This is a genomic window from Balneolaceae bacterium (assembly GCA_034521445.1).
Lineage (GTDB): Bacteria > Bacteroidota > Rhodothermia > Balneolales > Balneolaceae > JAXHMM01.
The window spans coordinates 1-25,905 of record JAXHMM010000014.1; the positions used below are offsets into that span (position 1 = coordinate 1).

25 protein-coding genes, 1 tRNA gene and 1 pseudogene are annotated in these 25,905 nt (G+C 59.3%); 6 read left to right on the forward strand and 21 right to left on the reverse strand.

The annotated features are described in order from the left end of the window. Positions 1-256: 256 nt before the first annotated feature. The 3 genes from U5K31_13570 to U5K31_13580 form a co-directional block, all read right to left on the reverse strand. Positions 257-637, reverse strand: a complete 381-nt coding sequence (locus U5K31_13570) for a rhodanese-like domain-containing protein (GenBank protein MDZ7773750.1) — start codon at positions 635-637, stop codon at positions 257-259. A gap of 94 nt (positions 638-731) precedes the next feature. Next, positions 732-1,718, reverse strand: coding sequence for an AAA family ATPase (locus tag U5K31_13575; protein ID MDZ7773751.1), 987 nt, complete (start codon positions 1,716-1,718; stop codon positions 732-734). Then, a complete protein-coding gene (locus tag U5K31_13580; protein MDZ7773752.1) occupies positions 1,697-2,437 on the reverse strand; it encodes an AAA family ATPase in 741 nt (246 codons plus the stop codon). The genes U5K31_13575 and U5K31_13580 overlap by 22 nt, the downstream gene beginning before the upstream one ends. Positions 2,438-2,709: 272 nt before the next feature. Here U5K31_13580 and U5K31_13585 point away from each other — a divergent pair, with 272 nt between their 5' ends. Further along, on the forward strand, positions 2,710-3,714 hold the full coding sequence (locus U5K31_13585; GenBank protein MDZ7773753.1) for an RluA family pseudouridine synthase: 1,005 nt from the start codon (positions 2,710-2,712) through the stop codon (positions 3,712-3,714). 47 nt (positions 3,715-3,761) lie between these two features. On the opposite strand, the gene U5K31_13590 is transcribed toward U5K31_13585, so the two are convergent. Then, positions 3,762-4,694, reverse strand: coding sequence for a YCF48-related protein (locus U5K31_13590; GenBank protein MDZ7773754.1), 933 nt, complete (start codon positions 4,692-4,694; stop codon positions 3,762-3,764). A gap of 496 nt (positions 4,695-5,190) precedes the next feature. Here U5K31_13590 and U5K31_13595 point away from each other — a divergent pair, with 496 nt between their 5' ends. Continuing rightward, the gene (locus tag U5K31_13595) at positions 5,191-5,946 is read left to right on the forward strand and encodes a hypothetical protein (GenBank protein ID MDZ7773755.1); all 756 of its coding nucleotides are present in this window, start codon (positions 5,191-5,193) and stop codon (positions 5,944-5,946) included. A 77-nt stretch (positions 5,947-6,023) separates the two neighbouring features. On the opposite strand, the gene U5K31_13600 is transcribed toward U5K31_13595, so the two are convergent. Continuing rightward, positions 6,024-8,612, reverse strand: coding sequence for a zinc-dependent metalloprotease (locus tag U5K31_13600; protein MDZ7773756.1), 2,589 nt, complete (start codon positions 8,610-8,612; stop codon positions 6,024-6,026). A 171-nt stretch (positions 8,613-8,783) separates the two neighbouring features. Between U5K31_13600 and U5K31_13605 the strand changes: the two genes are divergently transcribed. The 3 genes and pseudogenes from U5K31_13605 to U5K31_13615 all read left to right on the forward strand — a co-directional run bounded on the left by U5K31_13605 (position 8,784) and on the right by U5K31_13615 (position 11,129). After that, positions 8,784-8,857 (forward strand) — tRNA-Arg (locus tag U5K31_13605). A 623-nt stretch (positions 8,858-9,480) separates the two neighbouring features. Further along, positions 9,481-10,584 carry a BF3164 family lipoprotein gene (locus U5K31_13610; GenBank protein MDZ7773757.1) on the forward strand — a complete coding sequence of 368 codons (1,104 nt, stop codon included), beginning with the start codon at positions 9,481-9,483 and terminating at the stop codon, positions 10,582-10,584. A 95-nt stretch (positions 10,585-10,679) separates the two neighbouring features. Beyond that, positions 10,680-11,129, forward strand: a pseudogene (locus tag U5K31_13615) (thioredoxin domain-containing protein). 36 nt (positions 11,130-11,165) lie between these two features. Here U5K31_13615 and U5K31_13620 read toward each other — a convergent pair. The 12 genes from U5K31_13620 to U5K31_13675 form a co-directional block, all read right to left on the reverse strand. After that, positions 11,166-11,573 carry a hypothetical protein gene (locus U5K31_13620; protein ID MDZ7773758.1) on the reverse strand — a complete coding sequence of 136 codons (408 nt, stop codon included), beginning with the start codon at positions 11,571-11,573 and terminating at the stop codon, positions 11,166-11,168. After that, entirely contained in the window at positions 11,574-12,065 is a 492-nt protein-coding gene (locus tag U5K31_13625; GenBank protein MDZ7773759.1) for a hypothetical protein, read from the reverse strand. A 3-nt stretch (positions 12,066-12,068) separates the two neighbouring features. Further along, the gene (locus tag U5K31_13630; GenBank protein ID MDZ7773760.1) at positions 12,069-13,325 is read right to left on the reverse strand and encodes a hypothetical protein; all 1,257 of its coding nucleotides are present in this window, start codon (positions 13,323-13,325) and stop codon (positions 12,069-12,071) included. Positions 13,326-13,368: 43 nt separating this feature from the next. Beyond that, positions 13,369-14,097: an iron-sulfur cluster repair di-iron protein gene (ric, locus tag U5K31_13635; GenBank protein ID MDZ7773761.1), complete on the reverse strand. Its 729-nt coding sequence runs from the start codon at positions 14,095-14,097 to the stop codon at positions 13,369-13,371. Positions 14,098-14,208: 111 nt separating this feature from the next. Next, positions 14,209-15,000 carry an ABC transporter permease subunit gene (locus tag U5K31_13640; GenBank protein MDZ7773762.1) on the reverse strand — a complete coding sequence of 264 codons (792 nt, stop codon included), beginning with the start codon at positions 14,998-15,000 and terminating at the stop codon, positions 14,209-14,211. Next, the gene (locus U5K31_13645) at positions 14,997-15,707 is read right to left on the reverse strand and encodes an ABC transporter ATP-binding protein (GenBank protein MDZ7773763.1); all 711 of its coding nucleotides are present in this window, start codon (positions 15,705-15,707) and stop codon (positions 14,997-14,999) included. Before U5K31_13645 ends, U5K31_13640 begins: the two co-directional genes overlap by 4 nt. Next, on the reverse strand, positions 15,704-17,008 hold the full coding sequence (locus U5K31_13650) for a nitrous oxide reductase family maturation protein NosD (protein MDZ7773764.1): 1,305 nt from the start codon (positions 17,006-17,008) through the stop codon (positions 15,704-15,706). The genes U5K31_13645 and U5K31_13650 overlap by 4 nt, the downstream gene beginning before the upstream one ends. 45 nt (positions 17,009-17,053) lie before the next feature. Continuing rightward, positions 17,054-17,485 (reverse strand): nitrous oxide reductase accessory protein NosL, encoded by a 432-nt coding sequence (locus U5K31_13655; GenBank protein MDZ7773765.1) that lies wholly within the window; start codon positions 17,483-17,485, stop codon positions 17,054-17,056. 24 nt (positions 17,486-17,509) lie between these two features. Then, positions 17,510-18,073, reverse strand: a complete 564-nt coding sequence (locus U5K31_13660; GenBank protein ID MDZ7773766.1) for a hypothetical protein — start codon at positions 18,071-18,073, stop codon at positions 17,510-17,512. 146 nt (positions 18,074-18,219) lie between these two features. After that, complete coding sequence (nosZ, locus tag U5K31_13665) at positions 18,220-20,178, reverse strand: Sec-dependent nitrous-oxide reductase (protein MDZ7773767.1); 1,959 nt, start codon at positions 20,176-20,178, stop codon at positions 18,220-18,222. Between the two features lie 40 nt (positions 20,179-20,218). Beyond that, a complete protein-coding gene (locus tag U5K31_13670; protein MDZ7773768.1) occupies positions 20,219-20,686 on the reverse strand; it encodes a cytochrome c in 468 nt (155 codons plus the stop codon). A gap of 101 nt (positions 20,687-20,787) precedes the next feature. Further along, the gene (locus U5K31_13675; GenBank protein MDZ7773769.1) at positions 20,788-21,240 is read right to left on the reverse strand and encodes an Rrf2 family transcriptional regulator; all 453 of its coding nucleotides are present in this window, start codon (positions 21,238-21,240) and stop codon (positions 20,788-20,790) included. A gap of 139 nt (positions 21,241-21,379) precedes the next feature. Between U5K31_13675 and U5K31_13680 the strand changes: the two genes are divergently transcribed. Beyond that, positions 21,380-21,706 (forward strand): hypothetical protein, encoded by a 327-nt coding sequence (locus U5K31_13680; GenBank protein ID MDZ7773770.1) that lies wholly within the window; start codon positions 21,380-21,382, stop codon positions 21,704-21,706. A 23-nt stretch (positions 21,707-21,729) separates the two neighbouring features. On the opposite strand, the gene U5K31_13685 is transcribed toward U5K31_13680, so the two are convergent. The 4 genes from U5K31_13685 to U5K31_13700 form a co-directional block, all read right to left on the reverse strand. Further along, a complete protein-coding gene (locus U5K31_13685; protein ID MDZ7773771.1) occupies positions 21,730-23,967 on the reverse strand; it encodes a DUF5916 domain-containing protein in 2,238 nt (745 codons plus the stop codon). A gap of 218 nt (positions 23,968-24,185) precedes the next feature. Then, on the reverse strand, positions 24,186-24,701 hold the full coding sequence (locus tag U5K31_13690) for a hypothetical protein (GenBank protein ID MDZ7773772.1): 516 nt from the start codon (positions 24,699-24,701) through the stop codon (positions 24,186-24,188). A gap of 239 nt (positions 24,702-24,940) precedes the next feature. Next, the gene (locus U5K31_13695) at positions 24,941-25,462 is read right to left on the reverse strand and encodes a hypothetical protein (GenBank protein ID MDZ7773773.1); all 522 of its coding nucleotides are present in this window, start codon (positions 25,460-25,462) and stop codon (positions 24,941-24,943) included. Positions 25,463-25,669: 207 nt separating this feature from the next. Continuing rightward, positions 25,670-25,813 carry a hypothetical protein gene (locus U5K31_13700; protein ID MDZ7773774.1) on the reverse strand — a complete coding sequence of 48 codons (144 nt, stop codon included), beginning with the start codon at positions 25,811-25,813 and terminating at the stop codon, positions 25,670-25,672. Between the last annotated feature and the right edge of the window lie 92 nt (positions 25,814-25,905).

Below are 25,905 nucleotides of genomic sequence, written 5' to 3' on the forward strand. Positions count from 1 at the left end.
ACAAATACGAACTCTCCATGCAGATCGGCGGGCAGCGACTCTTCCCTGCCATACGGCAATCGTCCGTACAAGAGCGTGAAGAGACTATAGATCTGCGCACCCGGTTTCTCCTGCCGCCATCAGATCCGCGACGGGACGGGCGAACGCGCGCTCCATCCGGCGGAACTGCTGGAAGCCGCACTTCCGTCGTGACTCCTAATCTGCCGTACACGAGGATCTGTTTCTTCATGGCATCTATAAGGCTAGTCAGAAGATCCTAGTGATCCCTTTTCTCGATGGGCAGGCCCGCCTCGTTCCAGGAGCGGAAGCCCCCTTTGAGCGATTTGACGTCCCTGTATCCCATTTTCTGGAGGTTGTCGGCCGCCAGTGCGGAGCGGTATCCTCCTCCGCAGTAGAGAACCATCTCCGTATCCACGTCGGCCTCCTCTTCGATGTCGCGCTCTATCACGCCCTTGCCCAGGTACTCCGCGCCTGCGATGCGGGCCTCCTCCCACTCCTCGCGCTCGCGCACGTCAATCAGCCGGAAGTCGTCCTTCTTGTCCAGTTTCTCCTGCACCTCCTCCGGGGTTATCTCCTCCACGCGGGTGAGGGCGTCGTTGACCAGGGTGACGAATCGCTCGGAGTGTTGCTTGGACATGGGGGCAAAAATATGGGTTGGAAAGAGATTAGCGTTCGTGCGGCTTCCTTGCAAGTCGCATGCGGCGCCGAGTGTTCCCGTCCGACAGAGCCGGTCAGTTACGTGAAGAATTCTTTTCGATGAGTTCCTGGGCACTCTCCAGCGCGGCGTCGGTGATGTCCTCCCCGCTCATCAGTCCCGCCACCTCCCGCACATGCTCCTGTTCCGAAAGGGGCACGATACGCGTCACCGTCCTGCCGCCGGACTCCATTTTCTCCACGCGGTAGTGGCTGTGGGCCTGGCTGGCAATCTGCGGCTGGTGGGTGATGGCGATGATCTGGCAGCGGGAGGAGAGGCGCCGCATGGTGCGCCCCACCTTCTCGGAAATATGTCCGCTGATGCCGTTGTCGATTTCGTCGAAGATCATCACGGGCAGGGACTGCTCGCGGGCCAGGATGGATTTGAGGGCCAGCATCGCGCGGCTGATCTCCCCGCCTGAGGCGATCTTGGCCAGGGGTTTGGGCGCCTCCCCCTTGTTGGTGGAGATAAAGAGAGAAACGCGGTCCGAGCCGTGCTCGGTGCACTCCACCGGGGTGCCGTCGATCTGGATCCACCCCTCGTCGGCCTCGATCCACGACACCTGTACCTCCAGGCTGGCGTCGGGGATGCCCAGAGAGGCGAGCTCCTCCTCGATGGCCCCGGAGAGTTTCTCGCCCACCTCCAGGCGGCGCTCGTGCAGAGCCGCCGCCCGTTCTTTCAGCTGCCCGGAGACCTTGTCGATCTCCTTCTCCTTCTTCTCAATTTCAAGGTCGAAGTTCTCCGCCAGGTTGAGCTCTTTTTTGATCTCCCGGAGATAGTTGACCAACTCGGGGAGGGTACGGGCGTATTTTTTACGAAGGCGGTTCAGCTCCGACAGACGGCTGCGCAGCTCCTCCAGGCGTCGAGGATTGAACTCGATGCCGGAGCGGTAGCGTTCGGTAAAGCTGACGGTTTCCTGAATACTGATACGCGCCGAGGAGAGCTCCTCCAGGTAGGTCTCGAATTCGGGTTCGATGCGCGCCATGTCCTCCAGGTGCAGTTTCATGCGGTTGAGCAGTTCCATGACGCTCCCTCGTCGCCGCCGCCCATTTCCACCACGGCCGCCGCCTTCTCGTCCAATTCTTCGGCGTTGTCCAGCAGGTTCATCTCCGCCTCCAGCTCCTCCTCTTCGCCCGGTTCGATCTGGGCCTCCTCAAGTTCCTTTACCTGGAAGCTGTAGAGCTCACGCTTCTCCTCCAGCTCCGACTCGCGTTTGCGCAGCTTCCTGAGTTCGCTCCGAAGCCCGCGCATGCGGTCATAGACCTCACGGTAGCCGGCCAGCAGCTCATCCAGGTTGCCGAAGGCGTCCACCACCCCGCGGTGGTGCTCCTCGCGCAGCAGCATCTGGTGGTCATGCTGTCCGTGGAGGTCCACCAGCCGGTCGCCCACCTGGCGCAGCAGGGTGATAGTGACCGGGGTGTCGTTGATGAAGGCGCGGCTGCCGGCATCGCGAATCTCCCGGCGCAGGATCATCTCCCGGCGAAACTCCACGGCGTTTTCCTCCAGGAGGTCTTTCAGCTCCGGGTCCTCCTCCACATGAAGAATGCCCTCGGCGATGGCCTTGGAGGTGCCCTGGCGGATGACGTCGGTGTCGGCCCGCTCGCCCAGGATCATATTCAAGGCGCCGATAATGATGGACTTCCCCGCCCCGGTCTGCCCGGTAAGAATATTGAGCCCCTCACTGAACTGCACCTCCAGTTCGTCGATGAGCGCATAGTCTTTGATGTAGAGGGACTGGATCATGGGGAGGTGTTTCGTTGGCTGGCGCCCGGTTCAAAAGGAAATATCCGCCTTTGAGGGCTGAGGTTCAAATGGGCGCGAAATAAAAACGGCCCGCCCTCCCGGCAAAGCCGGAACGGGACAGGCCGTTTCCTCTCCTGTGGTAAAATCCTGCGCCCTGCAGGTCTCTCTTAATGAACAGTCACAGATAAGACCGTCGCGGGAGCCGATCCTTACAAAATTTTTCCCTATCATGAGGCGCTCTGCCTAACCGACTATTCAACAACCGCTTAGACGTGTCCGACAAGCAGAAGAATACCAAAACCACCGACTACCACTTTGAAGTCCCCGAGGGATATCGTGCGGGAGAGCGCCTGGACAAGTACATCACGGGCTTCGTGGAGAACGCCTCGCGCACCAAGGTACAGGAGGCCATCGAGGAGGGACATGTGCTGGTCAACGGCAAGCAGGAGAAGTCTTCATACAATTTGAAGGCGGGCGACATCATCGACATCTCCATCCCCAAGTCCCCTCCCCCGGAGGCCACGCCGGAAAAGATGGAGCTGGATATCATCTACGAGGACGACCATATCATTCTGGTGAACAAGCCCGCCGACATGGTGGTGCATCCCGCCTATGGCAACTGGACCGGCACCCTGGTGAACGGTCTCCTCTGGCATGCCGACGAGCTCTCGGAGCCCGACACCGACACCATCCGCCCTGGCATCGTACACCGGCTGGACAAGGACACCAGCGGCATCCTCGTGGTGGCCAAGAACGACGAGAGCCACCGCACGCTGAGTGAGTATTTCCGCACCAAGGAGATCGAACGCACCTACTGGGCGATCGTATGGGGGCGGCCGGAACAGGAGAAGGGCACCATCGAAGGAAACATCGGGCGCAACCCGAGAGACCGCAAGAAAATGGCGGTAGTACCCGCCGGTAAAGGCAAGCACGCCGTCACTCATTACGAGGTGCTGGAATACTTCGACCACCTGACCCTGGTCAAAGTGCAGCTGGAGACGGGACGAACCCACCAGATCCGCGTGCACTTCGCCCACATGCATATGTGGGTTTTCGGCGACCGGCAGTACGGGGGCGACTCGGTACGCTACGGACCCAATACCGGAAGCCGCAAGGCCATGTTCAACAACCTGCTGGCCGGCATGGAGCGGCAGTGCCTGCACGCCAAGACCCTCGGTTTCGATCACCCGCGCACGGGCGAGTACATGGAATTCCACTCCAAGCTGCCCGGCGACTTCCAGCAGGTGCTGGGGACGCTGCGCATGAATTGTTCATGATCAGGCGCGCCCTTTCGGAATCACATCGGAAACAAATGCCGGGAATATCATTTACGGATCATAACGGTGGCCTGGTCACCGACCAGCACCGCCGATTCACCAGAGGTTATGTGCACGTCATACAGACCCCGATTGGTGCCAATTGGCACCTGCTTCCAGCTCGTGCCTCCGTCATCGGTTTGCAGAACCGTGCCATCAAACCCAACGAGTAAACCCGTTTGACCCAGGAAGTGCATCCCCAGTAAACTGTTGGAGGTATTGCCCGCCGTCCGTTTCCAGGTGCTCCCCCCGTCGGAAGTCCGCAGGATCAGGCCGTTGCTTCCAATTGCCAGTCCACTATCCCCGTCCAGAAAATGAACTGCCTTAAGATCCTCGTTTACAACGGTGGACTTCACCGTCCAGTGCTCCCCGAAATCGTCCGTGTAGAGAACCGTCCCCCCGGATCCAACCGCATACGCAACTCCATCCCCACGAAACATAACATCAGTCAGAAACGAAGCCGAACCGCTCTCCTGGCGAGACCAGCTTTCCCCGCCATCTTCGGTATAGAGAATCATCCCGTTTCTTCCCACGGCCATGCCAGACTCCTCACCGTTGAAATCCACCGCCTTTAAAGGCTCCTGAAAATCTGCGTTCCATACCCGCCAGCTTGCACCAAAATCGGCGGTACGCAAAATGCCGCGATTACCAACCGCAATGGCCTTCTCATCTTCTGTCATAACGATGTCATGCACTCCGAAATCGACCTCGTGGACCAACGCCCAGCTCGCGCCCTCATCCCTGGTGACATAAATCCGGGAACTACCCCTGAAACTGGTCACCAGCATGCCCCGTTCCCCGTCCCGGAAGTCGACGGCGACAGCCGTGTGTTCACCTGCATCCGGCAATGCCACCGTGGTCCACCCGGCCTCACCCGTACTGCAACCGACAAGTGCCATAATCAGTATGATGAAGGTATTAACGGTGCATTTTGCATTCATATCCTGCCTCTGTAAGTTCCTGCGATGATACTCGGAGTGTAAATTACAATGCGCTACTAAATATGCAATTTATCCCGACATGATTCAAAAACCCCGCCCTCTGCCCTTCCGCGCATTCCAACGCTCTGCTGCTCATGTTGTACTCTGCACTCTCCTGCTGGTTCTCTCCGGCTGCAACGCCGGCCAAAACAGCCGGGATGATCAACGTCATATTCTCAGTACGGAGTCTCTGAAAGAGGTGTGGACACTCCATAATGAAACCAGCATGTCGCAGGAAACTCCACTGGTCGCCGCGGTTTCGACGGCGGTGACGGACGGTGGGGGAAACCGTTACCTGGCTGATCCTAGTACCATGAGGATTCACGCATATGGCAGCGACGGATCATACCGATGGACAGTGGGAGGCGAGGGCAGCGGACCCGGTTCATTCAATGAAATTTCCGCTCTCTATGCAGGGGAAGAACATCTTTATGTATACGATTATCCTGGCTCCGCCATGACGCAATATACCCTGGGTGGCGAACGGGTACAGGAGTGGTCGTTCGGTGAAGGCGGGCATCCGCTCAATCACATTCGGCGTCTGGACAACGGGGAGTTCCTGGTCACGGGATTAAATGAGGACGGCGGAACATTATTGAGTCTGTACACGGCTGACTTCAGGAACAAGAAACAGGACTTTGCCGGATGGCAGGATTTTGTCCGTACGGAGCATCCGGCACTTGAGACTCAGATATTCCGGTCATTTCCGGGTTCTGTCATACCCATCTCCGATTCCACCGCGGCATTCACCCCTGCCTCCTATAACGGAACACTGTACGTCTTCCGCCGAGACCCATCCGGCCAGTGGAGGCGGACAAGCACCCTCCTTGAAGGATACTCCAGGATACCCGATCCCCTCCTCATCCGAACGTCATCGGACGGGAACGACGAACGCAGTCACCTGTCCGGCTTCAACCCCGACGGAGGGTACTTCCACACGGAGTTCCGTTCCATGTCCCACGGCCTCTATCCTCTTGATAACGGTCTCATAGCACATCTCTCCTATAGGCTTAATGAAGACAACCGGTGGAACCTTGTGATCGAGCAATTCGATCCTGAGGAGCTGGAGCTCAGGGACTACATGATCGTTGTAGATTTCATCCCTGACCAGCAGCCCAATCAAATTCCCGTCTGGATGGACAAAGCCGGCCGCATCTACCTGAGCCAGCAGTCCGACACGCCCCTGCGCATCATTCGTACCGATAGCCTGTAGATCACAGAAAACCCCGCCCGCCACCAGGCGAACGGGGTTTTACATGTCCGGTCATGGGCGCACGTTCGCCCTTTTCGTCAGTTCTGCAGGGTCAATCCCGCCTCCAGGGCCTTGTCGATACGGGCCTTCGCCTCTTCGAGATGCGCGCGCGTATAGTCATCGAACTCGAAAGTAGGCGGGGCCAGGCGTGAGGCCAGACGTGAAGAGAGGTTCTTGAGCTGCATCCGGGCCACCGAAATGGCGTCGGCCGGCATCTCGTTGTCATCCTCGGTTACGATGGCAACCATCGACTCCAGGTGGGCACGCTGCAGATCGCGGCGGTTGCTGATGATGTCCTGTCCCGGTGCACTCCAGACCTCCTGCCAGATAGCCTCGGTGAGACGTCCCATCAGCTCGGGTATGGTCACCGTATTCTCCGCGCCGAACTTGGCCTCGGTATCGCGGATGCGGGAGAGACGCTCGCCGTCCAGCAGCTGGTTGAGCAGCGACTGTTGGATACCCAGCATGGTCTGGTGCAGGGGATAGTCCGTCCGCCCCCCGTAGCTGGAGTTGTTGCCCCAGTGGCTCCATCGGTTGGCGCCGAACTGCTGGAACACCTCCTGCGGTATGTCCAGAGCGCCCGGCTGGAAGGCATATTCTACGATCATATCCAGCGCCTCTTCCTGCTCCTCCCGTGGAACCGGCACGAAGGGCATGCGGCCCTGCGGGTCGCCCACATGGTCGCGGTACTGGTGCTGTCCGCCGATGTATTTCACGGTGGGGGCCAGCGCGCGGGCGTACTGAAAGAAGTAGGACTGAAACAGGTCCGTGGCCTCGTAATACGGCATGTTGTCGTCCAGGGCAATTTCCGGCACCCGGGGAATCATGTCGCGAAGCATATCGGCTCGCTGTCGGCCCCAGGCCAGCGGATCGCTGCTCAGATCGTAGGTATTCACGTGGGGATCAAGTCCGCCGGTGTCGGTTCCGTAGGCGTGGCCGGGGAAGGCGACGTTGCGCGCAATCTCGTCGGCGTCGGCCTGGTCGGGGATATAGCCGTAGCTGACGACCCAGCGGTCATAGGAACCTACGCCAGGGTTCCAGTAGTGGCCGTCCATGCCCTCGCCTTCAGGGTTGACGTTGACCGTGGGATATTCCATGGCCGAACTGAAAACCCCGTTCTGCGAGGTAAACTCCTCGTCGTAGAGCTTCTCCAGCGGCGTGTCGATGGAGGAGCGGAAGTTGTGAGTCAGTCCCAGCGTGTGACCCACCTCGTGCATGGTCACCCAGCGGATGGCCTGGTCGAGGAACTCCTTCGGTACGGGCGATCCCGGCTGGATCACGCCGCGGGCCATCATAATGCCGCGGGCCATGTCAAGCTGGGTATGGAGCTCGGCGAAGAAGGCCTTGGTCTTCACGCCCTGCTCCATGAGCGCAATCTCCTCTTCGGAGCGGTTGTAGAGTTCGTCGATGGCGTTGCGGGGCTCAACCATTTCCCGGTAATCCGACTTGTCGCCCAGGATCATGTTGGCTTCGAAGAGGATGTCGGCATCCATGATCTCACCGGTGCGGGGATCGACGATGGAGGGACCGATAGCGCCGTAGCCGGGCTGGTCGCTAGTGCTCCAACGCAGGGAGGCGTAGCGGATATCCGCCGGATCCACCCCTTCGGGTATCATTTCGGCCTGGACGGCGTTGCGGAAACCGGCGGCCTCAAAGGCATCGGACCACGCTTCCACACCTTCGATCATCGCCTCCCGGAACTCCTCGGGGACGGTGCGGTCGATATAATAGACGATGGGTTCGCGGGGCGTGCAGAGCCCGTCGGAGCCGGGAGCGCCGTCACACTCAAGCCGCCAGCGGTTCACGTATCGCTTGAAAAAGGTTTTATCCTCCGTGGTAAAGTCCTTGTGCACCGTCAGGAAATAGCCAGTGCGGTCGTCCCCCATACGCGGCTCCATCGGCTGCTCGGGGAGTTTGGCAAGATTGTAGTGGATGGAGACGGGGATGTAACGTGTGTCAGGCACCGTCCGCGGACCGCCCGGGTTCTGGTTGCCGAAGGTGAGGGAGGCGGTAATGGCTGTGTTATCGGGGAAACTTTTTACCGATTTCATATAGCTGCGCGAGGGGTCCACCTGCACGCGTCCGCCGGCCGCACCCTGCACACGCTGGCTGATGTTGGACATGTCCGACACAAACCAGCTGTAGGCATCAATCAGCATCACCGAATCGGCGTTGGTGGCCTCGACTTCGGCGGTCTCCAGCACGGAGTTGCTGTAGGCCAGATCTACCGCGAGGGCCTCGGGCGTATTGGGGTCCGCCTTGTAGCGATGAGGTTTAATCACAAAAAAGATCTTGCCCTCGTGCTTTTCGAATGCGACGAGATTGCCCTCAAAGTAATTGAGCATGGTGCCGCCGTAAAGGCCGCTGGAACCGATGCCCTGGGCGATCTCGTAGTTCATCAGAAAATCCTGATTCAGCATCTCCTGGGGAATAGCCAGGTAGAGATGCCCGTCCTTGGTGTAGGTATCGATAAAACCGGGCTGATGGGTGGTACCCTCGATCAGCTCAGTGAACTTGTCCGTCGTGTCCGCCGCCTCGCCCTCCCCATTGCCGCCCTGTTGGGCGAAAGCATTGGCGGAGGAGAGAAGCAGGCACGCACAGAAGATAAGCAGGCTGTACTTCTTCATAATTTGCGTGTCCGTTGGTTGGAAATAAGTGGGTGTAAACAATCCGTGAATACGGGCAAAGTAGCTTTTTGTTGGGATGGAATCGAGAAAAATATGACTGGAGGGGCCAAAAAAATGCGTCAGCAGGTTTGCCAAGCAACGGAGAGGTGCGTATCTTTGAGGCTTCCGATTGCGCCCGTAGCTCAACTGGATAGAGCGTCTGGCTACGGACCAGGAGGTTGGGGGTTCGAATCCTCCCGGGCGTACTCATTTTTCCAACAGCTCCTCCTCCACCACCAAAGCCGGGACCGACCATAGTCCCGGCTTTGCTTTTTCCCGCACATAAACAACCGTACGGGGAAAAAATTGCCTGATCACAACTAATCTTAAAAGATTATAAGTATACCTATTGGATTAATAATAGAATTATTATAAATAGCTGATTTTTAATCATTTGTTCGATTTACATTTTTACAAATATTAGAAATTAAGTTTTTTTATACTCTTATTTGATTCATCCTATTGCCGGTGTTACTCTGATAGTAGTTAATCACTCAGCGCCAACATCAGTAACCGCAAAAGGTGTCATCATGAAAACACGAACCCGTATGCGCCTGTTATTTCTGGGCGTCATCTTGCTGGTATCTCCCGTCATCTTCTTTGATGGCAGAGGAGTCCGGCTAGGGTTGAACGACGTCTCAGCAGAGATTGGCACATGCTGCTTCTATTGGAACAGCCTCTGTTACGTCACCGAAGAATTGAAATTCCCAGGGTATTATGCCGTAGATCCCGGACACATGTGCCCTCCACCGGGCTGGCCCTTTCCAGCAGAGAGGGACTAGATAGCCATTTTTGATTTCCATTCACACCAAACTCCAACGACGGAGCCATGAAAAAATCCCTGATACGTACCCGACTGCTCCCGATCATCCTGACCGCGCTCTTCACTACAGGAGGAAGCCTGACCGCCCAACCCTCCCCCCAACCGACCGAGCCGATTGCCCTTCAATACGAGTGGAAACTCGATCGGGAGGTGCTTTACAATCCCTCCAAAATCAAATATGTCAAAGGATATATTGTCCTTACAAATGGTAACCCGGACCACCAGATAGCAATCCTGAGAGAGTCCGACCGGCAATACCTGGGTGGATTCGGACGGCACGGCAGGGGCCCATCGGAGTTTCTGAGTCCCTATCTCATCCTCTCCGAACCGGATAACCCTCTCTTTTGCGTCTATGACCTCAACCTTCGACGCATCTCCTGCTATAATGTGGAACAGACGGTCGGCGATTTCAGCAGGCCGCAGCCGGAACTGTCGGTTACCCTGGACGGAGATTTTGGAATGCCTATCAACCTGGAGGCACGGATGGATCAGAGGGAGTTCATTGTCACCGGTATCTTTTCGGACGAAACGCGTTATGTAATCTCGGACAGCACCGGAAAGGTCGTGCAGCGTGCGGGCACCATCCCGACCATTCTGAGGAACGCTCCCATCAACGTGCAGCACAATGCCGCCCTCGCCAGGGTCGCCTCCCATCCAGGGAACGGGAGGCTGGTATTCGCCTATAGGTTTATGGACCGGATCTCCATCTACTCGGCAGAGGGAGAGCTGCTGCACGACGTCAACGCCCCGGATCCTGAGGCCGAACCCGGGGTTATGCTGGCCTACACCGACTCCGGACAGCCCTATATGGCACAAGACAACGAGACCCGCATGTCCTACACCAACGTTATGGCGGACGAACAGCATATCTACGCGCTCTACTCCGGCCGTAAAAGAAAGGAGGGGACCGCCACCTATGCCGGACACCTGTATGTATATGACTGGAACGGCAAGCTGGTGTCCCGCAAACGGTTCGATACGTTCGTGGAGAGCTGTGCGCTCACCGACGAACCCGGTGACCTGCTGTGTGTAGTGGCATCGTCAGACGCCGAAGAAGACTTTCGTATCCTGAAGTATCACGTGTCGGAGGGGGACCGTCGAAATGGCTGAACAGAGAAAGTTCGACTGGGTAACTCTGTTGCTTGCTGTAACGGCCCTTGTGTTCCTCGGTCTGGCAGGGATGAAAGTGCTGGGAGGCGGATGTCACCCTGGTTGAGTTCTATAACTACGGCTGTGGATTCTGCCAGATGATGGATCCTTCCCTAAGAGAGATCCGGCGGAAATACGCTGAGACACTGAAGGTAGTCTATATACCGTTGCACATGGGCAGTTTCGGCAACGCGCTGGTGGACGCCCGGGCAGCATGGTGTGCGGAGGAACAACAGGGATTCGACAGGGTTCATGAGCTGCTGTATCGCCCCGAGGAGAATCCTAGGGACTGGGAGGCAATTGCCGGGAAAGCCGAGTTGCCTAACCCGGACGCATTCCTCGAGTGCGTGAACAGCAAACGCTTCGATCCGGTGATTGACAAGTTTGAGACCACGGCCATGGAGCTGGGCGTCCCCGGGGTTCCCTATTTTATAATCAACGGCAAGGCCTACATCGGCTCCTATCCCCGTGACATACTCGACCTTCTGGTTAACCAGGAGATGTAGGGAGGGACGGAAGGCACCCGGCCAAGGGGTACCCGCCTACGAAGCGGTGTAGCTGACGACGCGCTTCCAGTGGAGAGCGATAAATAGCGCCACCGCTCCCGTCTCCAACAGCCGACCGGCCACGTGCATCCACCCGACGGTGTAAAGATGGTAGAGAAGCACCAGCAGGATCCCCCCATTCAGCAACAGGGCCATGCCCAGGGCCGCACGGGGACTCCCCCGCGGGGGTCCTTCGAGGTGTCGGGGCAGCATCCAGTAGGCTGTGCCCAGGGTGAACTGTACCACCCAGCCCATGAGGGCCAGCTCAATGTGCAGCGGCAGCAGTTGCCAGAGTGCAGCGTGCAGGGGCCACGCCTTGTGCACCAGCAGCAGCGAGCCCATGCCTACGGCCACCATCAGGCAAGCCAGGGAGGAGCGAATCATAATGCGGCTGACGAGGGGCATCTAGTTTGCTGAATTTTTTCGGCCGGAGGATTGCTCTTTCGCGGCGCGCCTTTGCTCCCGTTCCTTTTTACGCTGCCGCCGGCGTTTTTCCTTGGACTGCACCCGGGGCCATATTTCCAGAAGGTAGGCTGCGGCCCCAGTCAGCTGCAGGAACCCGGAAAGGCCCAGAATCACGCCGGCTGCCGCATCCGGCGGACCCGCCGCGAAGGGTTCGGCTCCCACGCGCAGGACCAGGCCTGCGTTGAGGGCCAGGAAAGCCGTCCACGGTCTGGGCTGGGTCCGAATGCCCTCTTCGCGCGTTCGTCCGGGAAACATCCAGATGGATACGCCCATGATGATCTGAGTGATCCACCCCACAGTGAGCATGTGCCAGAAGAGAGGCATAAGCACGGGGAGACTCGCCAGATCCAGCGTCGAAAGAAGTCCGGTTGCCAGGGAAAACAGGAACCAGATGAGTCCGGTTCTTATAAAGAGTCGTGTAATGCGCGGCATAAGTCAGCGGTTTTTCCTTTCGATGATTTGCCCGGGAACTTTCCCCACGTCTCCCGGGGTTGCGCGAGCCAGGAGCGCCCATATCCACATCATGGCCAGCACAGGCAGGGCGGCCGCGGCCGCCAACACCCGAAAAGTCCACATGCCGGTCCAACCGGCGGGCACTGCAGGGGTGAGCAGCAGCAAGGAGAGAAGCACGGCGAGCACGCTGCCCGCCAGCAGATCATAGGACCGGTACGGCGCCTGACGGAGCAGGTGCAGAGCTGCGGCGCCCGCCAGGGTGAAAGCGCCCAACAGCAGCACATGCAGATATAGAATGCGAAGGGCATGGTTGGCGAGTAGAAAGTCGCCCGGCACTACCGAAGCCGCAAGCTGCATAAAACCCTTGAGAGTCAGGAAAGCCAGCGGCCATAGCAGCAGGGTGGAGAATCCTCCCCTGCGTTGCCAGAATCCATGACAGAGCGCCAGCAGCCCCAGTCCAGCGACGGCCCCGCCCAGGCGGCCGATGCCCAGCATCAGGGGGGAGAGCAAGTCTTCCGATATACCGTAGATGAAGGTGAGCGGGGCGCCCAGCACGATGGCCGTTACCGGCAGCGCCAGCCACCTCTTGCGGGTCCACGCACGAAGTTCCGCCGCCTCGGCCATCACGGCCAGGGCTGCCAGCACCACCCAACCCTCGGCAAAACAAGCCAGAAAGAAATGGGTAAGGGCCTTGCTCAGCAGGGGCGTTGCCGGCGCTAGGTTCTGGGCCAGCGCCACGCCCCAGGCCCCCAGGCTGCTGACCAGCAACAGGAGCAGCGCAGAGTCCATAAACAGCAGCCCCGGCCGGTCACCCGGCCCCCGGCGCAGCTTCCACCAGATGGCCATGAAGGCGTACCAGCTCACCATAACCGCTCCGCTTATGATAACGGAAAGAGGCAGGGTGATCCCGCCCAGGTATACCGGACGGTAACCGTATAAGAGGAAAAATGGCCAGGAAAGCAGGCCGAGACCCAGTCCCCAGGCGATGCAAGTCCGGAGCCTACGAATCAGGTGCGCCCGATCGGGGTGCCGGCGTGCCATTCTTCTCCACAGCAGGTACATGGGGAGAGGAACCGCCCACCCGAAGAACATCAGGTGGGAGTGTGCGTGGCGGAGGTTGTCCAGGCTCAGTCCCCCGGGAATCGGGGCCACCATGCCCGTTCGGTAAAGCAGTCCCGTCGCACCGGCCAGTATAAAGCAGAACAGAGCGCCCTGCCACAGCCATCGGTCCTTGTTCATGGTACCTTGTCGTCGGTTGACCCCGGCCTGGCGCTTCCTGCGGTCAGCGGGAAAGCCTTTCATGAAGCTCCAGCGCACGGGGAAACAGGATGTTGTTCTCCAGGTGCACGTGCTTGTGAAGGTCGTCGCGGAAGCCCTCCAGATTATGGAAATAGACCCGAAAAGTGGGACAGGCGTCCTCCGGCGGAATGAATCCACCGCTGATCTCCTCCAGCTCCGCCATGAGACGGCCGGCCTCCTCGTGTTCGGACTCCAGCATGGCCACAGCCTGCCGGGGCGTACCGCCCTCCAGCGTGGATTCAGGCGTACGGCCCTTGGCATCGGCCTCCACCAGCTGTTTGATATAAGGAAAGAGCAGAAGCTCCTCCTTGTCAAGGTGATCGGTCATTTCGTCCCGCAACTGCAGGAAAATCTCCAGCATGTCGTTCAGCGCCGGGTAGCTCCGGCCGTGCACCTTGGCCACCTTGCGGGCATAGGCCTCGATCTCGGGCAATTTTTCCCGCACGAATCGGTGGTGCATGCTGACGATATACTCCACCAGCAGGTCGGCGGGCCAGGAGGCGTAGTCCGCATCGCCGGATGCGCGTCCCAGGGCGGTACGAAGCTCCTGCTGCAACTCCTTGACGTTCACCCCCTTCTTGTTACATGCCTCGGCCACGGTGCGTTTGCCCCCGCAGCAGAAGTCCAGGCCAAATTTTTTGAAAGCCCCCGCGGCACGATAGTCCTCGGCGACGATCTCTCCAATGGTGCGCTCGGCAAGTTCTTGGTTCATGGTATTCATAGGGTTTTGAGTATTTGAGTATTGGGGACGGGCCTGGCCACGGTGCAGGTACCGCTCAAAGCAGATTACCCTAATCCGCAGGCAGAGCCGTCCGATTTTTCGTTAGAAATCCTTTCGCTCGAACAGCTTGAGTCCGCGCCATACCGGAATCACCATCCAGAGGACCAGGCAGGCGGAGGAAAGCACCATACCCATAGCCCCACCGAAAAAGCGGTTGAATACCGCCCCGGTATAGCCCATGAGCGCGGAAAAATCGAAATGCAGCAGCACCCCGATGCGCGCCAGGTCGATGGGGTTGAGTACCGACAGGCCGATTACCACCTTCTCCAGCGGGTACTGGCTGAAGGAGCTGACCACCAGCAGAATGAGTCCGTCGTAGAGCACGGCCAGCAGCAGCCAGCTTATCAGCGCAAATCCGAATCCCTTTACCCGGTCGTCATAGTACCGGAGCCCGAACAGGAAACCGATGCCCGTAAACACCAGGGTAAGCACCACGCCCAGACCCAGCACGGTAGCCATGCCGCCGGCGCCGGCGCCGATCCAAGCGCCGGTATAGAGCAGGGGCGCCCCCACACCCAGCAGGAAGGCCAGGCAAAGAGGCAGGGCGAGTCCCCCATATACTCCCGCGAAGATGCGGCGGCGGTCCATCGGCTGCGCCAGTAGCATCTCCACGAATTCGCGCGACTGGTAGAGGTACAGCACCCCGTATATAAGGCTGACCAGGGGTACGAAGAGCAGCATGATGTTCGAAAGGCTCAGCATCGCCTTCGCGCCGCCTCCGCCGAATCGAATGAGTGCGTCGGTCAGCACCAGGTAGATCAGCGCGTAGCCGATCATCCATAGATCGCGCAGCAGATTTTTCCATTGGTAGTTGGCGATGGTCAGCGTCTTCATGCGGCGGCCTCCTCTAGAATTTTGGCCACAGCCCCTTCGAGGTGCGGCTGCTCGTTCTGCAGAATAAATTGGTCCTTGGATCCTTCGTAGCGGACACGCCCTTCCACCAGCAGTACGATACGATCGGACAGCTCCTCGATCTCGCTCATGATATGGGTGGTAAGCAGTATGGTTTTTCCACGCTCCTTCTCACGGCGGATCCACTGCTTGAAGCGGTAGCTGGTGCGCGGGTCCAGGCCAGCCGTGGGCTCATCGAGGATAAGCACAGGCGGGTCGAACATCAGGGCCACCAGGGCCCCGGCCTTCTGCCGCGTACCTCCGGAGAGCACCCTCAGGGGCTTGTCCAACTCCTTATCCAGCTCAAAGAGGGTGATGAGCTCACCGGCATACACCGGCTCCTCACCGCGTATGCGGATGACAAAATCCTTCATCTCCCGCACGGTCATGTTTTCGGGATAGCGCGCCAGCTGGGGCATGTAGCCCAGGAGGCGCCGGTAGTCGCAGGAGCCGTTCAGGGAGACGCCGTCGATTTCGATGCGTCCCCCGTCGGGGTGAACCAGTCCCAGCAGGTGTTTGATAAGGGTGGTCTTGCCTGAACCGTTGGGACCGACAATGCCGGTGCAGCTGCCACGCGGCATATGCAGGTCGACGCTGTCCAGCACCTTCAGCTCCCCGAACTTTTTACTCAATCCATCGATGGTAATCATTGTATCCTCTCCATCAGGGGGTTTTTGTCCTGGAGCTTTTCGGGGGTAAGCACGGGCATGACGCGCTCCGCTGTATCGAGAATGCCGATCAGCAGGCTGCGCATCAGTACCAGGGTCTCCGGCTGCTTCTCGATAAGAATGGAGAAGAGCCGGACGGGACGGTAGGGCACGTCGCCCACGCCGTCACGGTCCAGGTCATAACCCGAGTAGTGACTCCAGTGGTTGCGGTTGAAAATATTAAAATTCTGCCGGCTGTTGGTGGCCACCTCAAAGGTGTTACCCAGAAAATTGTTCTCCACAAACTGGTTGTCCATGGAATTGGCCATCACCTTCACAGCCCACCCGTTTTCCTCGAAATCGTTGCGCTTTATACGGTTCCGGCTGGAGGCCTCCAGGTAGAGCCCGGTGGAATTGCCTGAAAAGAGGTTGCCGGTCACCGTGCTGCTGCGGATCTCCTTCATGAGCAGCCCATAGGCCGCCGAGCCCCAGTTGTCAAGGAAGCGGTTTTCGGTCATCTGCACATTGGAGGTGAACATGACTGCCACACCCGCTCCGTTGCTGCGGAAGGTGTTGCCGGTAAATTCGCAGTGGTCGGAAAACATAAAGTGCAGCCCGTAGCGCAGGTTGCCCTCGCTGTGGTTGCCGGAGAGGCGCACCTGGCGAACGAATTCAAAGTAAATGCCGTCACGGTGGCCCTCCACCCGGTTCCCTTCGATATGGATGTCACGGCTGTACCAGAGGTGGATGCCGTTGCCCGATTTGGTTTCTCTTTGCCCCGAGGCGGTGAGGCGGTTGTTGCGCAACGTGCCGCCGGAAACCTGCGCCAGGTAGATGCCGAAGAAATTGTCGGTCAGTCGCAGATTTTCCAGACGGATGCCGGAAGATTCCTCCACCAGGATGCCGGCGTTGTCGTCCATAAAACTAACGCCTGATCCCCGCACCTCCAGGTCGCGGATGGTCACCGAGTCGGCCCGCACGATCAGCACGGAACCCTCGCCCCCGGCGTCCAGTACCGCCCGGCCTTCGCCGCGAATGGTCAGTGTCTTGTCGATGAGCAGGTTGCGCTCGCGGTAGGTGCCCTCCCTCAGAATGACGGTGTCGCCGGAATCGGCACGGGCCACGGCCTCGCGCAGGGTGGAGAGCTCCCCGCCCGGGGAGACGGTCCAGGTGCGGGATGCCTCCGCGGGGGAGGCAGGCTGTCCGGCAGTCGCCGCGGGGACGTAAACCGCCAGCAGCAGTAAGGCCGCCAGCAGCAGGGCGGTGACCTGCAGGTCCTGAAGGTATGTGCTTGAAGAATTCATGATGCTCAATCCATATGCTGTTTATGCTGCGATTTCACCTGCGGCTCAGCGCGCGATGCGCTCCCAGCTCGTGCGCTGGCCCGGGTACTCCGCCATGTGACGTTCTGCGGCCTGCTGCGATTCCACGGCCAGCAGGCCGGCGCCCATGGGACTGCGTATATTTTCACTCTGTATGAGCACCGCATCCTCAAGCCCCAGCCAGGTGCCCGGCTCGTTGAAATCGCTCACCCAGAAGGAGGCGCCTTCGGCCTCGGCCGGGTTCTCCGAGCGGTAGCTGCCCATGCATTCGATGGCGTCAAACTTGACGGCCTTGCCGGTGACAGTCACCATCTGGGAGGCGAATGCCGGGTCGGCGATCATCATCCTGCAATGCGCACATTCGTCGGAGCCGTAGTGGATGTCGGCGGGTCCCGTGCTGCAGCCTGCAATCAGGAGGGTCAGTGCCAGGACGGTCAGTGTGGTTCTCAATCCATTCATCGATATCTACTCAAAAGGTTTGTGTTATCGCTCGCGCCACCAGGCCAGCGCGGCCAGACCCATGGAACACATGGCCAGAAAAAAGCCGATGTGCGGCATAGAGGTGGTGCGCATGTTCAGCAGCTGCTTGGTGCCGATCAGCGGGGGCTGGTAGGTCATGCCCGGCACCTTGATGGCGGCGTCGGGATCCAGGTTGTGCCCATAGTCGTACTCCCAGAGCCAGAAGTCGGCAAGCCCGACCAGCGCCAGCAGCACGAATAAGGCCAGCCACACGGCCACCCATCTGCGTTTACCCCACAAGGCGATCACCAGTCCGGTGATGATAAATGCCGCAAATACAGGGGGCATGATTTTAAGCTCGGGGATGGAGTCGGGGTGGATCTCCTGCATGCCGATGTAGTGGTTCAGCCCGTTGATGTTCTGCAGATCCTGCGGGGACTTGCCCTCAATGGTGTTCACGCGAATATTGAGGCCGATGCCCTCAGGGTACTGGGGAGCGTCAAGCTTTATGCTCCAGATGGGGAATACGAACACACCTGCCAGCAGCAGGGCCGCAATGCCCATGATGATTCTGTTTTGCTTTTTCATCGCTGTGCTCAATCGTTTATTGGTTGCCTTTCCCGCGCAGCGGGTGATTCCTTTTGGATGCCGGCCGGGGGCGGCTGGGCCGCCCCGTCCGGCGGTAGGTAACGGAGAGCTGTCAAACTCTCCGCCACGATGGATTGAGTGTCAGACTATTCGCCGGTGCCGAAGCTGATCGGCACATCGGAGCCGGCAGGCGACACGCGAATGTATCCCTGCATCTCCTGGTGGAGCGCCGAACAGAAGTCCGTGCAGTAGAAGGGTGCTACACCCACGCGGTCGGGCGTCCAGACCAGGGTCCGGGTCTCACCCGGCATGATCAGAAGCTCGGAGGTATTGGCCCCGCGGACCGTAAAGCCGTGCGGCACGTCCCAATCCTGTTCCAGGTTGGTGACATGGAAGTAGACCGTGTCGCCCATTTTGATGCCCTCGATGTTATCGGGGGCGAAGTGGGTACGGATGGTGGTCATGTAGACGTGTACCTCGTTCCCGTCACGCTCTACCCGCGCCTGGTCTTCGCTGGTGATGGCGTGCGGGTTTTGGTTGTCTTCCAGCGGGTAGAAGCGAACCATGTCGTCGTCCATGATCAGATCGGCCGGGATGGCCTGCGCGTAGTGCGGCTCGCCCTCGGTGGGGAAGTCCAGCAACAGGCGCATCTTGTCGCCCGAAATATCTATGAGTTGGGCCGAGTGGAAGAGCTCGGGTCCCGTGGGCAGGTAGCGGTCCTTGGTGATCTTGTTGAGAGCCACCAGGTACTTGCCCCAGGGCTTGCGGCTGTCCCCGCCGGGGATCATAAGGTGACCCGGGGAGTAGTAGGTATCGATGCGGTCGAGCACCTCGAAGGTCTCCAGGCTCCACTTGACCACCTCAGAGGAGATGAAAGCCGTGGTGTAGGCGTTGCCGCGTCCGTCAAACTCTGTGTGGAGGGGACCCAGGCCTGGGTTCTGCACCTCGCCGGCCAGGGTGGCGTCGTAACGCAGCACCGGAATACCCTGCTCCTCGCCCTCATAGTCCTCGTTCTCGATGGCCTCGATCATTTTGCTGAAAGAGTGCACCGGTATGACCGTGGAGAGCTTTCCGCCCGCTACGATCAGCTCGCCGTCGGGCGATACGTCCACCCCGTGGGGTGATTTGGGCGTGGGCAGGTAGTAGATCATGCCCGGGAGCTCGGTGGGATCGAGCACGCGCACCTCGTTGTAGCGCTCGGTCTTGGCGATGTGGTCGGAGTCGATGTAGTTGCGCACGTAGTCGGCGGGCACCATCTCGCCTTCGCCCTGCGCGGCATACTCGGCCGCCTTGGCCCAGTTGACCGCGGCGATATAATCCTTGTCGTTGCGCGAGGCATTCACTTCCAGCAGGGTGTGGGCCTGCTCGCTGTTGTAGCTGGTGAAGAAAGACCAGCCGTGCGAAGGGCCCTTGCCTGCATGGGAAAGATCGTAATCGAATCCGGGCACCAGGATCTGAAAATCCAGTCGCATGGATCCGTCGTCCTGCATTTTGATGAAGGAGAGCGTACCCTGGAAATTTTCGGCGTAGGAGTCAATGGCCACGTCCCGTTCCCCGTCGTCGCCCATGGGAACACTGAAACGCGTGGCGGCCGAGATATACTCGGTATTCTGGGTTACAAAGGGCGAGGCATGGTTGCCCCCGGAGTTGGGAATCTCGATGATTTCCGTGGTCTGGAAGGAGTTGAGATCGATTTTCGCCACACGGGGCGTGTTGTTTTCGTTGATGAAAATGTACCGCCCGTCAGGCACGCCGTCGGTCTGGGAGAGCTCGGGGTGGTGAGCGTCGCCCCACGGCACGAAGCCGTAGGATGTTTCCAGCATCGCCTTGGTCTCCTCATTGTAGCCGTAGCCGTTGGTGGCCAGCTGCGAAAAGACAGGGACGGTATAGATATGGCGTCCCGAGGGAATGCCGTAGACACTGAGTTGTCCGCTGTAGCCGCCGGACATGAATCCGTAAAATTCATCGTACTCTCCGGGTGCCACGTATACCTGCTGGGCGGCGTCGGCGTCCGAGCCCAGCTCCTGGCTGGAGCAGGCGCCCAGTATAAGCACCAGGGCCGCCAGCGGCAGGTACCGCAGGGTATGTAGGATGTGAGCATTCATAATGGTCTCCGTTCTGGATGTTGTGGTTGGGTTGATATCGTTACTGTTCGTTTTCCGAGGCCAGGTACTCGACGATCGAGCGGGCCTGTTCGCGGGTCAAATTCTGGTTGGGCATGGGTGTGAGGAACTGGGAAAGCATTTTCTTGGCTTCCGGATGTTCCTTGACCATACCCTCGGGATTGAGGATCATATTCATGACGAATGTGGGGCTGCGCGTTTCGAAGATGTCGCCAAGAGCCGGTCCCACATACCGCTCACTCATCTTGTGGCAGGCCGAGCATTTGGTTCTGAAAACCTCGGCGCCCGCCTCCACCATCTCGGGGTCGAGGGATTCGAGGGTGATGACTTCGTCCACCGGTCCGACGCCGTGCTCCAGTTCAAATTCCGACAGACCGGACGAGGTTGCCGCGGCTTCCGAAGAGGATTCGGATTCGTTGCTTTCCGTAGAGTCACCGCTGCAGCCGCCCAGGAGCAGGGCCGTCACGATTATCCATCCTGATAGTTTCATTGGCGTATTCATGTCAGTCTGATCCGAGTTTTGAGGTTCTGGTTCTAAGTCCCTGTTATTAAGTAATAAAGAGTATTATATCTTATTTAAGTCCAAAAAAATCACTCCCAGTCAAAGTCACCGTCGGCTGTTATGCGCAGGTTCATCACCTTTCCTTTTTTGGCCAGCTCCACCAGGTTGGTGGTCTCCAGCATGGTCCGGATGCCGTCGCGCGTGCCTGCCCATTTATCATGCAGCGGACATGGTTTTCCCGATCCGCAGCCCGGCAGGCCCAGGGCACACTCGGTGAACAGCTCTCTGCCGTCAATGGCTACCACGATATCAAACAGGTTCACCTCACCTCCCGGCCTGGTAAGCCGTACACCCCCGTTGGGGCCCTTGTGCGATTCCACAAGTCCCGCTGCGTTGAGCTGCTGCAGGATCTTGGTCAGGAAATGAAAGGAAATATCCAGCCTCCCACTCATCTCCCTGATGGAGGTATAGGGCCCGTTGCTGTGAGAGGCCAGGTAGAGGCCCGCCCTCAGCCCATAAACACATGACTTGGAAAGAAGCATGGCGCCTTATTAAGTATTAAGAGTCTTTAGTCTTAATTTACGGCTTCCCGGGACAAGTGCAAAACTTTTTTCAAGTCTGTACATGCCTTAATCGCCACGCTGTAACTGAAAGGACGAGAAAGGCTGGTACCTGCTGAAGGTGCACGAGGGACTCACCGTCGCCGAATACGACTCCATGGCGCTTACCGCGAACGATCTGGGCATGCCCTACGGGGGACACATTCCCAACGAGGTGGGCCTGAAACATGCCCTGCAGGCCGGCCAGCAGACGGTGGACCACCTGGAAGGGTGCCTGGAGTTCATGGGCGCCATGGAAAGCCCGGCCACCGAGGCGCAGATTCGCAGGGCGGTAAACCTCTCCCTGGAGACCGGCGTCTGGACTGGATTTCCAACGTGCAGTCTGATACCGATCCCGAAACGGCTGAAATCATGGCCGACAACCGCCTGCGCGACCTGGCGGGCGTGATGGTGGGAGCGACTAGCCCCCCCCTACAGCCCGAGGGTGTAGGTGAATTTCAGAAGAAGAGCGCGTCCCCGGGATATGGGGCGTCGCGGCACGCCCGGGTCGAGCACCTCCCGCTCGGTGTTGAGTTGCTCGTTGTAGACCAGCCAGAGGTCCCTTCCCTCTCCGAAGTTGTAGCGCACCCTAAGGTTGGCCGCCACCAGCTCGGCCACGTTGCTGTACTGCACAAAGGCGTTGCCCGACAGCCGGCGATTTGCGGCCATCTGGGTACGCAGACGTACGATGTGGGCGTCGTAGGATTGTCCCCGTCCCGGGAAACGCAGGGCGTTGAAGGAATAGGTACCTCCCAGCTCCAGGTGCTCTGAGACGTTCCAGACCGGTTCGGCCGAAAATCCCCAGCGGTGTCCGTCGTAGAAAGAACCTGCACTGACCGTCAGGTTGGTGCGCAGCAGCCGGTAGGGGGCCATCTGGAAGCGGGCCTCCCCGCCTATAAAGCGGTACGCACCCTCAGGGACTTCAGTCCCGGGAAGGAAAGAGACGTCCCGCCGAAGGTCTTCGTAGCGCCCCTCCAGGGAGAAGTTTAGTTCCGCCCCAGACATCATCGCAAGTTCGCCGGATAGCTCCAGGCTGCCCGTCTCCAGGCTTCCGTCGGGATTGCGTACGTAGGACGAGCCCGACAGGCCGGCCTGCCATCGCCTCAGCCCATCACCCTGCTCCAGCAGGCGCGCGAAATTGGCCGACAGGCTGCCCGAGGTGAAATCCCTGCGTGTTACAAAACCCACGCCCGGATCAAAATTACGGCCGGAGCGGGCGAAGGAGGCCGAATAGAAGAAGCCCTGGTTGCGGCGGTTGGACCAGTCCACGCTCAGGAAACCGGTATCGCCGGGGTCGCCACGCTGCCCGGCCGTCAGCCCGTCGTAGAAGGTCTGGGCATAGCGCAGGGTGGCGTAGTCATTGCCTGTCACCCGCAACACCCCGTCCATCCCGTAGGCCACGTTGTGGCCGGCCTCGGAGAGGCGGCTGGTCAGCATGGCGCCCAGGTAGGAGTTTTCGTTGAAAACCCGGCGCTTGAGACGCAGCACCCCGAAATTCTCGGAGGGCAGGTTGTCGCTGTCGGCTGTCTGCATATTGAGCAGGCCCAGATCCCACTCTCCGGTACGGCCCGTCAGGCGGCCGCCTCCCCAGATGCGTATAGGGGTCCCCTCGGCATCCAGACCGATGCGGCGGCTGAAAAAGAGCTGGTCCCTTCCCCCCAGGCTGAAGCTAAAAATGGAGGCGCGCTCCTGGAAGAACTGCCGCTTCTCCGGGAAAAAGAGGGGAAAGCGTGTGAGGTTGACCTGCTGGTCGTCGGCCTCCACCTGGGCGAAGTCGGTGTTGAAGGTGGCGTCCAGCGTCAGGTTGGAGCTCAGATTGTACTTCAGGTCGAAGCCTGCCTCCCGGGTAAAGTCGTTGTGCGCCTCCCAGGCAGAAGAGGACGCGCTGTATGCGGCCTGGCGTTCCAGTCCTCCCAGCAGATAGGGACTCAGGTAGAGGGGGCGCCGGCTCTCCACGCCTTCCAGCACTACGTCGCGGGCCTGGGATGGCTTGGCGAAGGCCAGTCCCCACTCGGGCGGTATGGCAGGATAGATGTGGCGGCGCACGCCCCTGGAAAGGTAGCGGTAGGTAATGAACCCAATTTCAGCCCGCCCGTCGCGCACCTGCAGCCCGATACTGGAAAAGGGTATGCGCATCTCGGCGAACCATCCCTCGGAAGTGCGGGTGGTCTCCACCTCCCAGTGGGTGTTCCAGGTGTCGTTCATGGGCCTGCCCGACGAGAAGTCGGCGTCGTTGGAGATGGCCATGTCAACGCGCACGCCGGCGGGATTGGTGAAAAACCAGAGGGCGTTCTCGTTATCGTTGAAGGGGTCCACCACCAGGGCGAAGGTGTCGTCCTCGCTGTAATCGTCCCGCGAGAGCGTATTCACGCGGATATCGGACGGATCGGAGGTGTATAACTCGCCCGCTACATAAAGATGGTTGCCGTCGTGGGCTACACGGATGAGGGTTCTGTCGGACATCTCCCCGCGGAAGACCGGCTCGAACATGACCAGGGGGAGGGGATCGATGCGGCGCCATGCGTCCTCGTCGATCTTACCGTCAAGGGTCACCGGCCCACTGAGCCTGGGAATAGGATTTTTCAGGGAGTCGGCCGGCTGGGCCGGAAGACCGTAAGGAATAAGCGCCACAAGCAGCGCCGCAGCCGAAAGTTGTTTGAAACAGTACATAGGTTTCGCTGTCGAAGGAGGTTCTGCGTGGCTTAAGAAAAGCATTCGCGGGAAGAGATGCTGTAGCGGACGGAAAAACGCAGACACAAAAAAGGGGATCCCGGTAGGTGGCCGGGTTCTCCGCCCCTTCATCCGCTCCATGTGATGATTCATCCTTGACACGTCGGGTCTCGTTCCCAAATAGGGGCAAAGCTATGAAAATCTTCCTAACGTCCGCCCTACACAACCACAACCCTGCATACACGCCCCCGGCGGATGTCGCCAACAAGGAAAGCCTCTTCGGCCGCAGACCAGGCCAGGGCCTCGGCGTGAAAATCCTCCTCGGCCAGCTCCATGAAAGGACGGCTGGACTGCAGCGGACGGTTCCGACGGCGGATCTCTGCCTGCAGGTGCCGGTAGGCGGCAAGACCGCGCAGCTCCTCGAAGTCGGGATCGACGGCGAATGCGCTGTCGGCGTAGAGCCTGCTGCGCGCGTCAAGCAGCGCCAGGGAGCGCTCGCTTTCGTCTCGCAGGGCCAGGGCGGCGGCCAGGTTGTAGCTCAACACGGGATGCCAGGGACGCAGGGAATCGGCGCGGCCGGCCGCCCGGTAGAATCCCTCCGTGTCGCCTTTACCGTAGGCCTCCATGCTCTCCCGGTAGTAGTCACCCGCGCTCTTCTGGGCGCGTGCGGTCAGCAGGGTGCCGCCGAGCAGGAGCAGAAGGGAGACGGCTTTGAAGAAGGTGCAACGGATCATGATCTTCGATAGGATTTCCGGTTGCACCCAAGGTAGGCAAATACGCGACTTGCCGAATCCCGCATGGCGCGAATCGTCACCTGGGACCCCTGGGAGCCAACTAATGCGGGACCGGCGCGGATACGCTGATGCGCCTACAGGCCATGCGCTCCTTCGAGGGCCTGGTGGAACATCCGAATTCCCGCATTCGGGAGTTGTTGGAGCAGTACCGCGGGGTGGGCTGAGAGAAAACGCCGCGCTCAGTTCTCGCGGTACATTTCGGTGGCAAGCCGCTCCACCACCGGCTTCTTCTCCTGCGGGTTGCCCACCCGGATAGCGTCGGTCAGGGCCAGCAGGTTGTAGAGGCGCGGGTCCTGCTCGCAGGCCCGAGGCACGGTGTGATAGAGTGGATTTACCGAAGCCCCCTTGACGCCTGCGCTGCCCCCCGGCCATACGTAGGGGAGATCCAGTACGAACTCGTCCTTGAGCAGCTCGCACGAGTGCGCCGTGGGCATGCCGCGGGTGAGGCGACCCGGCTCCACCGGATAGACGTAGCGAAGCCCGTAGACCAGGAACTCCAGCAGCCGGTCGCGCGCCACCTCTCGCTTGTTCTTCTCGATCAGCCCCGCCTGCATGGATCGGTAGACCGACTCGCTCACCTCGGAATTGCTGAGCTGAATCTCCCGGGCGATGTCTTTGAAATACCAGTCGCGTCCGCTAAAAGATATCATCTTCAGCATCACAATGACGTCCTGGGGACGCATGCCTTTGTGTTCCTTCATGGAGAAGACCCCTATTTGCAATTTGCAAAATGCATGATTGGCGAAATTTACCAAAGTTGCAAATTTAAATGGCAGAAAGGGCGTGAGGGCGCAGGCGTCTGTCAAGACACCTCCGAGAGCTTGCGCTCAAGGAAGCGTCGGTTGAAGCCGTTGTGAGTATGCCGCAGCACCGGGCATCCCCGGGCCAGTTCGGCGGCCTGATCCAGGCTATCGGCCATGAGGAAATAGTAGCCACTGACCAGCTCCTTCGATCCAGCGCTGGTGCACCTCGATCTCCTTCTGCATCTCTTCCGGCGAGTACTCCTCGTAGATGCTCTGGTCTTCAAACAGTATCAACATATATTTTTCCATGTTAAGGAGAAATTGGTTTAGGGTTGCATCGTATGAACAATCGTGCGAGACTAAAGGAGACAATTAGTACCTGTGAACGGCCGCACCCCCCG